This window comes from Thalassococcus halodurans (assembly GCF_900108225.1).
GTDB classification, from domain to species: Bacteria; Pseudomonadota; Alphaproteobacteria; order Rhodobacterales; family Rhodobacteraceae; genus Thalassococcus; species Thalassococcus halodurans.
Map to the genome: position 1 here is coordinate 330,661 of NZ_FNUZ01000002.1, position 11,829 is coordinate 342,489.

The 11,829-nt window shown below is 56.6% G+C and carries 13 protein-coding genes; 8 read left to right on the forward strand and 5 right to left on the reverse strand.

Annotation, left to right across the window (positions count from 1 at the left end; all coding sequences use genetic code 11):
• The first annotated feature begins 42 nt into the window (after positions 1-42).
• Both fabG and C4S59_RS06615 read left to right on the forward strand, forming a co-directional pair.
• Positions 43-780 carry a 3-oxoacyl-ACP reductase FabG gene (fabG, locus tag C4S59_RS06610; protein ID WP_103909689.1) on the forward strand — a complete coding sequence of 246 codons (738 nt, stop codon included), beginning with the start codon at positions 43-45 and terminating at the stop codon, positions 778-780.
• A 218-nt stretch (positions 781-998) separates the two neighbouring features.
• A complete protein-coding gene (locus C4S59_RS06615) occupies positions 999-1,232 on the forward strand; it encodes an acyl carrier protein (RefSeq protein ID WP_103909690.1) in 234 nt (77 codons plus the stop codon).
• A 73-nt stretch (positions 1,233-1,305) separates the two neighbouring features.
• Here C4S59_RS06615 and C4S59_RS06620 read toward each other — a convergent pair whose 3' ends face one another.
• The 3 genes from C4S59_RS06620 to mazG all read right to left on the reverse strand — a co-directional run bounded on the left by C4S59_RS06620 (position 1,306) and on the right by mazG (position 4,284).
• A complete protein-coding gene (locus tag C4S59_RS06620; protein ID WP_160006772.1) occupies positions 1,306-2,193 on the reverse strand; it encodes a YihY/virulence factor BrkB family protein in 888 nt (295 codons plus the stop codon).
• A 192-nt stretch (positions 2,194-2,385) separates the two neighbouring features.
• Positions 2,386-3,387, reverse strand: coding sequence for a Fe(3+) ABC transporter substrate-binding protein (locus C4S59_RS06625; protein ID WP_103909692.1), 1,002 nt, complete (start codon positions 3,385-3,387; stop codon positions 2,386-2,388).
• Between the two features lie 75 nt (positions 3,388-3,462).
• Entirely contained in the window at positions 3,463-4,284 is an 822-nt protein-coding gene (gene mazG / locus C4S59_RS06630) for a nucleoside triphosphate pyrophosphohydrolase (protein ID WP_103909693.1), read from the reverse strand.
• Between the two features lie 62 nt (positions 4,285-4,346).
• Between mazG and C4S59_RS06635 the strand changes: the two genes are divergently transcribed.
• From C4S59_RS06635 to C4S59_RS06665, 6 genes are all read left to right on the forward strand, one after another.
• On the forward strand, positions 4,347-5,516 hold the full coding sequence (locus C4S59_RS06635; protein WP_103909694.1) for a M20 aminoacylase family protein: 1,170 nt from the start codon (positions 4,347-4,349) through the stop codon (positions 5,514-5,516).
• Between the two features lie 4 nt (positions 5,517-5,520).
• Positions 5,521-6,489: an agmatinase gene (gene speB, locus C4S59_RS06640; RefSeq protein WP_103909695.1), complete on the forward strand. Its 969-nt coding sequence runs from the start codon at positions 5,521-5,523 to the stop codon at positions 6,487-6,489.
• A 51-nt stretch (positions 6,490-6,540) separates the two neighbouring features.
• Positions 6,541-6,939: a DUF1499 domain-containing protein gene (locus C4S59_RS06645; RefSeq protein ID WP_327346268.1), complete on the forward strand. Its 399-nt coding sequence runs from the start codon at positions 6,541-6,543 to the stop codon at positions 6,937-6,939.
• A gap of 312 nt (positions 6,940-7,251) precedes the next feature.
• Positions 7,252-8,301, forward strand: a complete 1,050-nt coding sequence (gene prfA, locus C4S59_RS06655) for a peptide chain release factor 1 (RefSeq protein ID WP_103909698.1) — start codon at positions 7,252-7,254, stop codon at positions 8,299-8,301.
• Positions 8,298-9,140 (forward strand): peptide chain release factor N(5)-glutamine methyltransferase, encoded by an 843-nt coding sequence (prmC, locus tag C4S59_RS06660; protein WP_103909699.1) that lies wholly within the window; start codon positions 8,298-8,300, stop codon positions 9,138-9,140. Before prfA ends, prmC begins: the two co-directional genes overlap by 4 nt.
• Positions 9,141-9,352: 212 nt before the next feature.
• Entirely contained in the window at positions 9,353-9,973 is a 621-nt protein-coding gene (locus tag C4S59_RS06665) for a DUF4167 domain-containing protein (protein WP_103909700.1), read from the forward strand.
• 5 nt (positions 9,974-9,978) lie between these two features.
• On the opposite strand, the gene rsmA is transcribed toward C4S59_RS06665, so the two are convergent.
• Complete coding sequence (gene rsmA, locus C4S59_RS06670) at positions 9,979-10,827, reverse strand: 16S rRNA (adenine(1518)-N(6)/adenine(1519)-N(6))-dimethyltransferase RsmA (RefSeq protein ID WP_103909701.1); 849 nt, start codon at positions 10,825-10,827, stop codon at positions 9,979-9,981.
• 32 nt (positions 10,828-10,859) lie between these two features.
• Complete coding sequence (gene pdxA / locus C4S59_RS06675; protein WP_103909702.1) at positions 10,860-11,828, reverse strand: 4-hydroxythreonine-4-phosphate dehydrogenase PdxA; 969 nt, start codon at positions 11,826-11,828, stop codon at positions 10,860-10,862.
• Between the last annotated feature and the right edge of the window lies 1 nt (position 11,829).

Here is an 11,829-nt window from a genome sequence, read left to right on the forward strand (position 1 = left end):
AGAATTAAGATCCGCGCTGAACGCGCAGGGAAGGAGAAAATTATGTTCGACCTGACAGGAAAATGCGCCCTGATCACCGGCGCGTCCGGTGGTATCGGTGGCGAGATCGCAAAATCGTTGCATGCAGCTGGCGCAACCGTTGGTCTTTCGGGCACCCGCGAAGCGCCGCTTCAGGAACTGGCCGCGACCCTTGGCGATCGTGCACATGTCCTGCCGTGCAACCTGTCTGACGCAGATGCGGTCAATGCGCTGCCCAAACAAGCGGCTGAGGCGATGGGTGCTGTCGACATTCTGGTGAACAACGCAGGCATCACCCGTGACAACCTGTTCATGCGCATGTCCGAAGACGAATGGAACGCTGTGCTTGAGGTCAACCTGACCGCCACGTTCCGCCTGTGCAAAGGCGTTCTGCGCGGCATGATGAAGTCACGCTGGGGCCGCATCGTGAATATCTCGTCCGTGGTTGGCGCAACCGGCAACCCTGGGCAGGGCAACTATGCGGCCGCGAAAGCCGGTATGGTCGGCATGTCCAAGTCGCTGGCATATGAAGTTGCATCGCGCGGTATCACTGTGAACTCTGTCGCACCGGGTTTCATCGAAACCGCGATGACTGACAAACTGAATGATGATCAGAAATCTGCCATCCTTCAGCAAATTCCGGCGGGCCGTATGGGCACGTCAGAAGAAATCGCCGCTGCTGTTCTGTATCTTGCAAGCCCCGAGGCTGGTTATGTGACCGGCTCGACCTTGCATGTGAACGGCGGGATGGCGATGTTGTAACAACGCTGGCCGCTTTGTCGGTCCCGCAATGTCGGGAAAGCGTTTGCCAAACTGAGCGCTTGTGCTATAGGCGCTCGCAGTTTCAAAGCCCGATGGGGGTGGGGGCTTCGGCCTTTGTCTTTTCGGGGGACAACCGCCCGCAAGGGTAAATCGCTCCAGCCCATTTGGGTTTTGGGCAACATGGGCGACACGGCCCAAACGAAATGTGAGGAAAGAACATGAGCGATATCGCAGATCGCGTGCGTAAGATTGTGGTCGAACATCTCGGCGTTGAAGAAGAGAAAGTCGTCGAAAGCGCTTCCTTCATCGACGATCTGGGCGCAGACAGCCTTGACACTGTTGAGCTGGTTATGGCGTTCGAAGAAGAATTCGGCATCGAAATCCCCGACGACGCGGCTGAAACCATTCAGTCCTTCGGCGACGCGGTAAAGTTCATCAAAGAAGCGGCCTAAGCCACTCTTTGATCCGAATAGAAACGGCGCTCTGGTTTCAGAGCGCCGTTTTTCTTTGTCTGTTGGTTTTCTGTCAGGTCGTCGGTTCGCCGTCGGGCAGGGTATCGGCCTTAACAGCGCCCCGTTGGCCCAGAATACGTTCGTCGCCCACGGTAGTGTCCGGACGTGCCTGATGCTCCATCTCGGCATTCAGGGTGGCCCCCAGAAGAACGATGTAGGCCGACATCCAAAGCCACGTCAGCAGTACAATAACACCACCCAACGCCCCATAGGTTTCGTTGTAGGTGCCAAAGTTCTGCGCATAGACCGAAAAGGCGTTTGTGGCGATCATCCACAAAACCGTCGCTATCAGCGCGCCGGGAGATACCCAGCGCCACTTTGCACTGCGCCGTGACGGCGCGAAGCGGTAGAGAAACGAAAATCCCCCGACGATCAGAATAGTCACGATCAGCAAGCGGCCCAGCGTGACAGCCATTTCAACTTCGGGCGGGATCCAAAAGAACTTTAGAACGACGGGCAAAACGATCATCAGGCCCGTCGACACCAAGACGCCAAAAATCAGTCCCAGCGCCATACCAACGGCTGTCAGGTTCAAAACCAGAAAGCCGCGCTTTTCCTTTTCGCCGTAGGCCACATTCAGGCCCGACATCAACGTTTTTACGCCCTTTACGGCGCCGTAGTAGGCCAGAAGGAACGACACCAGCGCTGCCAGCCCTGTGCGCGTCGCGTCGCCACCAGCCACGTCCAGCACCTGTTCCTGAAGGATGCCCGCCGCGTCGGGCGGCAAGACCTCTGCCAGTTGGTCCAACTGGTTGGTCACATCGACAGGATCAAGGAAAAAGCCCGCAATGGACACCAAGGCGGTAAATGAGGGGAATATCGCAAGCAGCCCGAAGAAGGCAACACCAGCCGACACAACCGACACATGGTCTTCGGTCACGCGCTGAAAAAGGCGTTTCACAATCTGGAACCACCCCTGTCGCGGGATGTGATGCGGTTTTCGTGCGTCGTGTCCGTTCACGGGCCTGCCTTGTACAATGATCCTTCTGATCAACGTATCACACGGCTGTGAGTTCCAGCGGAAGGAAAAACGCACAGAAAAAGCCGCCGGTCAGTGTGCTGACCAGCGGCTTCTGGGGACTTCGCTGCTAAATCAGCCGTCGAAGTTGATTTCTTCCATGATCTTCAGGGCATCTGCACGCAGCGCAGCCAGATCCATCAGGTTCACTTGGTCTGTAGTGAAATCACCCCAGGACTGAACCAGTTCGGAACGATCTACACCGGCTTTGACCGGGAATTCATAGTTGGTTTCCGCGTAAACATGCTGCGCTTCGTCGGAAGCGAGGAATTCCATGAAGGCTTTTGCGTCTTCTGCGTGCGGAGCCGCTTTGGTCATTGCAACGCCGGATACGTTCATGTGTGTGCCGCCGTCAGCGAAGGACGGGTACACAACGTTGACCGAGTTCGCCCATGCTGTCTGCTCTTCGTCTGCCAGCATTTTGCCCATGTAGTAAGTATTGCCGAGCGAGATATCGCATTCGCCCGCCCAGATCGCCTTAACCTGTGCGCGGTCATTGCCTTGGGGCTTGCGTGCCAGATTGTTTTTCAGGCCCTGCGCCCATTCCTTGGCCGCGTCATAGCCGTGGTGATGGATCACAGCGGACAGCAGAGCAAGGTTGTAGGGGTGTGTGCCGGAACGGGTGCAGATTTTGCCTTCCCACTTGGGGTCTGCCAGATCTTCGTATGTTGTGATTTCCGCCGGATCGACGCGATCCTTGGCCGCGTAAACGATACGGGCACGTGTTGTAACGCCGAACCACTGGTTGCCTGGATCACGGAACTCTGCCGGGATAGCCGCGGCCAGAACATCGCTTTCAACCGCTTGTGTGACGCCAGCGTCTACTGCTTGGCTCAGGCGGGAAATGTCGACGGTCATGATGATATCGGCGGGGGAACGGTCACCCTCAGCCTGAAGGCGTTCGGTCAGCCCCTTGTCGAGGTACACAACGTTGGTTTCGATGCCTGTCGCCGCGGTGAAAGCATCCGTGATAGGCGCGATCAGCTCAGGCTGACGCTGAGAGTAGATGTTCACTTCCGCAGAGGCAGAGGTTGCAGCCATAACAAGGGCCAGAGCTGTCATCGAATAACGGGTCATCGGGTAACTCCAATTGGGTGTTAGATTACCTCGCCTAATGCCCGACTAAAAAACTCAGGTCAATACCCGAATAAATTAATCGGAAATATTTTGCCCAGCCTTATCCAGCGCTTTTGCTTCGTCCCAAAGGGCGTCCATTTCCTCGAGCGTACTGTCCGAAGGATGCCGTCCGTCAGCGGCCAACGATTTCTCTATGTACTTGAAACGACGCGTAAATTTGGAATTGGCGGCCCGAAGTGCTTTTTCCGGATCGACATCCAGATGGCGGCCCAGATTGGCCATCACAAACAACAGGTCCCCGAATTCTTCTTCCAGATGTTCAGGGTTATTGGCTTGAGCCACTTCCTGCGCTTCTTCCACAAGCTTGTCCAAAACCATCGAGATTTCCGGCCAGTCGAATCCTACGCGGGCCGCGCGTTTTTGCAGTTTCACCGCGCGCATCAGCGCCGGCAGGCCCATGGCGACACCATCAAGAACGCCGCCTTCGGACTTCGCTGCGCGTTCGGCGGCTTTGACTGCTTCCCAGTCTTTCGTTTGCTGCTCTGCGGACTTTTGATTTGATTCATCGCCAAACACATGGGGATGGCGCGACACCATTTTGTCCGAAATGGCATTCACAACGTCATTGAACGCGAAAAGCCCCATGTCCTGTGCGATCTGCGCGTGAAAGACCGACTGAAACAGAAGATCGCCCAATTCATCCTTCAGCTCATCATAGGCCTTGCGTTCGATCGCATCGGACACTTCGTGCGCTTCTTCAATTGTGTAGGGGGCGATGGTTTCAAAGCTTTGTTCCACATCCCATGGACAGCCGGTTTCCGGATCACGCAACCTGCGCATGATCTCAAGCAGACGTTCCATGCCGGCATCAGAGTTGTGAACCAAATTTTCGCTCATGGCGATTGCCCTTCCTTCATCGTCATGACAAGCCTGAACCACGACCCAAGGAGTGTCCAGACATGGCCGTAGTGAATCGCATCGCCGCGTATCAGGAAGAGATGAAGGGATGGCGCAGGCATCTGCATCAGTACCCTGAATTGGGGCTGGAATGTTATGACACAGCGGCGTTTGTCGTTGAGCGCCTTAAAGAATTCGGTGTCGACGAAATCCATACCGGCATCGCGGAAACCGGCGTCGTGGCCTTGATCCATGGACAGGAAAAAGGCGGTGTGACAGGGCTTCGTGCCGATATGGATGCCTTGCCGATGGAAGAAGAGACTGGCGCTCAATATGCGTCGAAAATTTCCGGTAAAATGCATGCCTGTGGCCATGATGGTCATACGACGATGCTTTTGGGGGCGGCCAAATACCTTGCCGAGACGCGCAAGTTCTCGGGCACGGTCGCACTGATTTTCCAACCGGCAGAAGAAACCATCGGTGGCGGCGGCCTTATGGTCGACGAGGGCATGATGGAACGCTTCGGCATCGAAGAGGTTTACGCCCTACACACAGACCCGAACGGCGAGGTCGGGACGTTCAGCACCTGTCTGGGGCCAATCATGGCCGCTGTAGACGACTTTGACATCGTTCTGCGCGGGAAAGGCGGGCATGCGGCCCATCCTAATGAAAACATTGATCCAATTCCTGCGGCACTTAGCATCGGTATGGCATTGCAGACGATCAGTTCGCGTAATGCAGATCCTTTGGGGGCAATTGTCGTGTCTCTGACGCAGGTGCAGGCGGGCTCGGCCAAGAACGTAACGCCGGAAACGGTGCTGTTGGCGGGCACGGTCCGAACCTTTGATCCTGCAATTCGGGAAATGGCCGAAAAGCGTCTGCGAGAAATCGTTCAAGGTCAGGCGGCAAGTTATTGTTTAACGGCGGAAATCGATTATCAAAAGTCCTATCCGCCAACCATCAATCACGCGGCTCAAACAGAATTTGCCGTCGCGGTCGCGTCCGAGGTCTGCGGTTCCGAAAACATCATCGACGACATTAAACCCTCTATGGGCGCAGAAGATTTTTCGTATATGCTGAATGCACGACCGGGGGCATATTTGCAGATCGGACAGGGGCTCGGTCCGTCGCTGCATCATCCGAAATTCGACTTCAACGACGAAATCGCGCCAATCGGGGCAAGCTTTTTTGCCCGCCTCATTGAAACACGCCAGCCGCTGAATAAGGACTGAATGAATGGCACTGGAAGACGCAAAAAACCAGATTGATCATGCGTTTACACGTGAAAGTGCACGTGGTTTAAGCTATGAGAACGCCTTTGCTGGCGCGCCATCTTTCCTGCGTCGTCGCTATACCAAAGACCTTTCTGGCGTCGATCTGGCTGTCACGGGTATTCCGTTTGATCAGGCGGTGACAAACCGGCCTGGTTGCCGCTTTGGCCCACGCGCGATCCGCGAGGCGTCGAGCCTGCAACCCTATGATCCGCCTTACGGTTGGGATTTCGATCCGTTGTCAGAATTTTCCGTTATTGATTATGGGGATATGGCGTTTGATTACGCAAAGACATCAACTGTTCCGGCTGGCATCACGAGCCACATCAAGACCATCTTGGATGCTGGCGCTGCGTCTCTGACTTTGGGCGGTGATCACTTCATCACTCTGCCGATCCTGCGTGCCTACGCTGAGAAATATGGGCCGCTCGCAATGGTTCAGTTCGATGCGCATTCCGACAGTTGGATCGACGATGATCCGGACAGAATTGATCACGGGACGTTTGTTTACAAGGCCGTGAAAGAAGGACTGATCATCCCGGAACGCTCTGTATCTATCGGTATTCGAACAACAAATCCTGATACGATGGGCGTGAACATCATCGACGCGCCCGAAGTGCATCGCGCAGGCCCCGATACAGTCGCTGCCAAAATCAAGAATATCGTCGGCGATACCCCGTGCTATCTGACCTTTGACATCGATTGCCTTGATCCGGCCTTTGCACCGGGTACGGGCACTCCGGTCTGGGGCGGATTAACTTCGGGTCAAGCGGCGTTGATCTTGCGGGAAATCGCCGGTTTGAACGTTGTGGGTGGTGATGTGGTTGAAGTATCACCAGCTTACGATACGACTGGTGCGACGGCTGTCGCCGGAGCGCATGTGGCGATGGAAATCCTGTGCCTCTGGGGCTGGACGCGTCGTGGTTCTGAATAAGTGACACTGGTTTTTCGATAACACCGGGACAACAGGTGGGAAGAGTTGAAAGTGTTCTTTTGGGTGATAATCGCGGTCGTCATCGGCGGCTTGGCCTATATTCGGCTTGCGCCGTCCGATCCTGCTGTCTGGAACACAGATCCACAGGTTCTGTCGGATCAGGATCTTCGTGATGGCGTGCGCCGTCGTTTTGAGGGCGACGAAGAGATGATGGCGCGTCTTGAACGCATCATCCTTTCATCGCCTCGTACCGACAAGCTTGCTGGTTCTGTCGAAGAAGGCCGCGTGACCTATATAACGCGGTCCAAGTGGATGGGCTTTCCGGACTACACTACCGTTCAGCTGGTCGACGGGGATATCGAGCTGTACGCCCGCCTTCGGTTCGGGCGCTCAGACCTCGGGGTCAATAAGGCGCGTGTCGATGGATGGCTTGAGAAGCTCGGGCAGTAGGCGCGACGATACGCATCCTTCGTGCAGTTCCCGCCACATGGGCACGTTCAGCGACATCTGACATTGCGCCGTAAAGCTGCGCCCATCGACATGAAGGCAAATCTTGTCCCCCAGTTCTACGCGTCCGCCCGTGCTGTCTGTGCAGTAACATGGGATTGTCGTTCCATTAGGTGTGACAACATCCGCCGCAACCGGGACCAGCGGCACCGTGCAAAGGCACGTTATCAGGATGATGCCAGCGCGTAACATTCTTTGATCCTAGCACACGAACAGCCCTTGACCAAAACCACACGGTCATGAACAGAACATCCTATGGTTCCTGAAGATAGACTGATCCAAATCCTGCAACGCTTCGAATTTGTAGAAGCCAGCATGTCCTCTGGGGCAGGCGATATCGCCGCCCTTGGTCGCGAGTATGCCGAGTTGAAGCCTGTCGTTGATCAAATCCGCGACTGGCAAGCGCTGGAAGAAGGTATTGCCGAAGCACAACAAATGCTGGACGATCCGGAAATGAAGGATCTGGCGCAAGAAGAACTGCGTGAATTGCAGGCCGCACGCCCTGAGGCAGAGCACAAGCTGAAGATCGCACTGCTTCCCAAGGATAAGGCCGATGCGCGCCCAGCCATTCTGGAAATTCGTCCGGGCACTGGTGGCGACGAGGCTGCGCTGTTCGCCGCGGATTTGCTGCGCATGTATCAGCGTTATTCCGAAAGCCGTGGCTGGACGTTCGAGATGATCGAAGAACAGATGACGGAACTGGGCGGCGTCAAAGAGGTGATCGCGCGGGTCACCGGCGATGCGGTTTTCGCCCGCCTGAAGTTTGAATCCGGCGTGCACCGCGTGCAGCGTGTTCCGGCCACAGAATCCGGTGGACGCATCCATACCTCTGCCGCGACGGTTGCCGTTCTGCCCGAGGCGGAAGACGTTGATATCAAGATCGAGGCCAATGATATCCGGATCGATACGATGCGGTCGTCCGGCGCCGGCGGGCAGCACGTGAATACCACAGACTCGGCCGTGCGTATCACGCACCTTCCCACGGGCATCGTTGTCACCAGCTCGGAAAAATCCCAGCACCGGAACCGCGAAATCGCGATGCAGGTTCTGCGGACGCGCCTGTTTGATTTGCAGCGCCAGCAGGTCGATTCCGAACGTTCCGCTGACCGCAAGGCGCAGGTGGGAAGCGGGGACCGGAGCGAACGCATCCGGACCTATAATTTCCCGCAGGGCCGTATGACGGACCACCGGATCAACCTGACGCTTTATAAGCTTGATCAGATCATGCAGGGCGACCTCGATGAAATCATTGATGCGCTGACTGCAGACGCGCAGGCCAGCCTATTGGCGGATTTGGGTACATGACCGGATCCGAAATTCTGGCAGAAGCGACCAGAAAGCTGGTCGATGCGGGGATTCCAGATGCAGGGCGCGATGCCAGACGGCTTTTGGCCCATGTCCTGAAAGTGCCGATGGGGCGTCTAACCCTATTTTTGCCCGAGGATGTCGATCCGGAACTGACCGTTATTTATCGCGTCCTGATCGAACGCCGTACCGAACGCGTGCCGGTGTCACATCTGACGGGCCGCCGGATGTTCTATGGCCGTGATTTTATCGTTTCAAAAGATGTTCTTGATCCGCGTCCTGAAACCGAAACGCTGATTGAAACGGCACTGGCCGCGCCTTTCGGTCGTGTTCTTGATCTGGGCACCGGTTCGGGCTGTATCCTGCTGACGTTGCTTCTGGAGAATGAAACGGCCGAAGGTGTTGGCGCAGATTTAAGCTCTGATGCACTAAATGTTGCCTATTGGAACAGCAACGCCTTGGGATTGGAGCCGCGTAGTACGCTGCTTGCCGGATCCTGGTACGAAGCGTTGGGCCCGGATGAACAGTATTTCGACCTGATCGTTTCCAATCCGCCTTACATTGCACTTAGCGAAATGTTCGGGCTTGAACCCGAGGTGCGCGATCACGAACCGCGCATGGCGCTAACCGATGGCTCTGACGGTCTGAGCGCCTACCGAGTCATCACCGCAGGCGCCCCGCATCACCTGCTGGAAGGCGGACGCCTGATTGTCGAGATCGGGCCAACACAGGGGCAGGCTGTATCCGATATGATGCGCACGGTCGGCTTTAACAATGTTCAGATCACGTGCGATCTGGATGGTCGGGACCGCGTCGTTCAGGGCGTCTGGGCCGGTTAGTGTGCGACTTATTGCTAAAAGACGCTCTAAAACCATGTTTTTTGCTTGTTAAAACGTGTCTGACATGTTTACTCAGTACTTGTTAGGTTGCCGGACGATCTCGATATGTCCCGCCTGACAGCAAGCCAGACAAGTGGTGTGATCCGGTAAGGCGCTATTTACGCCTGCGAACGGGGACACAATAACAGTCAAAACAGGACTGAAGCACAAAGATGCGATCTTCCAAATCACGCTCGCGGTCGAAGTCGAACCGCAATCGTTCTTCGGTGGGCAATGTAGTTAACCGAGTATTCGACTCGTCCGGTCCGGACGGTAAGGTTCGCGGGACACCGCAGCAGATCATCGACAAATACAATCAGCTGGCGCGGGATGCTCAGTTGGCCAACGACCGTGTTGCCACTGAAAACTTCCAGCAGCACGCTGAACATTACATGCGTCTTCTGTCCGAAGCGCAGCGCGAACAAGAGCAGCGCCGCGAACAGCAAGAGCGTGAGAACCGCGAACGTCAGGCACAGCGTGATCGTGAACGTGGCGACAACAACCAGTCCTCAGATGATGCGCAGCCTCAGTCCGATGAGCAGCCGTCAGCCGATCAGGGCAAAGAAAACGCTCCGCGCCAGAACAACCGTCGCAACAACCGCAACAAACCTGCGATTGAGCAGGACGTTCTGGATCTGAGTGACGACGACGACTCGAACCTTGTCGAGACACCGGAAAGCGCCGCTGAGGCCGAGCCTGAGCCCAAGCCGAAGGCCAAGCGCAAGCCGCGCAAAAAGCCCGAGCCGAAAGAGACAGACGCGTCCGATGCGCCTGTTGCAGACGCGGCCGACTAAGTGATTTAGGCCCGTGCGTCTTTCAATGCGCGGGCCAAAGCACAAAACTGCTCCAGTGACACCTGTTCGGCGCGCTCTGTTGGCGAAATGCCCGCGCGGGTCAGCAAATCCTCGATATCCGGATGAACACCTTTCAACGCAGCGCGCAGCATCTTGCGACGCTGGTTGAACGCTTTCGCCACGACGTACTCTAATGTCTTGGCATCGGCCTCGTACCGCGGCGCGGGTAGGGCTGTTAGATGGACGACAGCAGACGATACCTTGGGCGGCGGTGTGAAGGCACCGGGTGGCAGGCTGATCGCGATCCGCGCATCGCTGCGCCACTGGGACAGCACAGCCAAACGGCCATAGGCCTTTGATCCGGGCGTTGCGACGATGCGCTCGGCGACCTCGCGTTGGAACATCAGCGTCATGCTGGACCAGAACGGCGGCCATTCTTTCGGCGTCAGCCAGCGCACCAACAGCTCGGTCCCCACGTTGTAGGGCAGGTTCGCCGCAATGCGGATCGGCGGTGTAAGGTGTTCCAGTGGATTGATTTCCAGCGCATCACCTTCGATCACTTCCAACCGACCGGGATAGGCCGCTGCGATTTCGGCCAAGGCGGGCAGGCAACGATGGTCTTTTTCAATCGCCAGAACCTTGCGTGCGCCTTCGGCCAAAAGCCCACGGGTCAGCCCACCGGGGCCCGGGCCAATTTCAAGCACATCGGTTTCGGTCAGATCACCTGCCTGACGCGCGATTTTTGCGGTCAGGTTCAGGTCCAACAGAAAGTTCTGGCCCAAAGATTTGCGCGCAGACAGCCCATGTGTCGCGATCACGTCCCGTAGCGGGGGAAGATTGTCGATACCAGCCATGTGTCTGTCCTACCTGATGCGCGCGGAATGGATCAGAACGATCCACCTGCCATGTGCCACGCCATCTTAAGCGCCTCAATAGTCGAAGACGGATTAGCGAACCCTTTGCCCGCAATATCAAAGGCAGTTCCGTGATCCGGAGAGGTCCGGATGAACGGCAGGCCCAGCGTGACATTGACGCCTTTGTCGAAATCCAGCGTCTTAATCGGGATTAGCGCCTGATCGTGATACATGCAGATCGCAGAGTCGTAATGGCGGCGTGCCTCGGAATGGAACATCGTATCTGCCGATATCGGACCAGTGATAGCCATGCCTTCGTCTTCCAGTTTCTGGATCACCGGCAGGATCATATCCAGATCCTCGCGCCCCATGCGTCCGCCTTCGCCCGCATGCGGGTTCAAACCGGCCACAGCAAGCCGCGGGTCAGCAATGCCGAACTGATCTTTCAACGCGCGGTGGGTGATACGGATACGTGTTTCTAGCAAGTCCGCTGTCAGTGCGTCGGGCACATCTTTAATGGGAATGTGGATGGTCACAGGAACCACGCGCAATTGCTCGGACGCTAGCATCATCACGACATCGGCGCCGCCGGCCAAGGCGGACAGAAACTCGGTATGGCCGGGGTAGGCAAAACCGGCACCTTCCTGCAGGGCCTGCTTGTGAATGGGCAGCGTACAGATGGCCGATGCGTCGCCAGACTGTACAAGGCGCACAGCGGTTTCGATGGCGTCAATGACGCCCTGTGCCTGTTTCGACTGCGCCTTGCCCGCGACCCTTGGCCCGTCAAATGCGATGGGCAATACTGGCACACCTTGCGTGACAGCGTCAGGCACTTCGGACAGGTCACTGATGATCTGAACAGGCGTATCTTCCGGCAGATGATCGGGCGCACCCAGATAGGCAAAGGGAATGTGCCCGCCCAGCAGACGCCACGCGGCAACGGCCAGTTCAGGGCCGATGCCAGCAGGTTCGCCGCAGGTCAGGGCAATAGGCTTGGGCAAG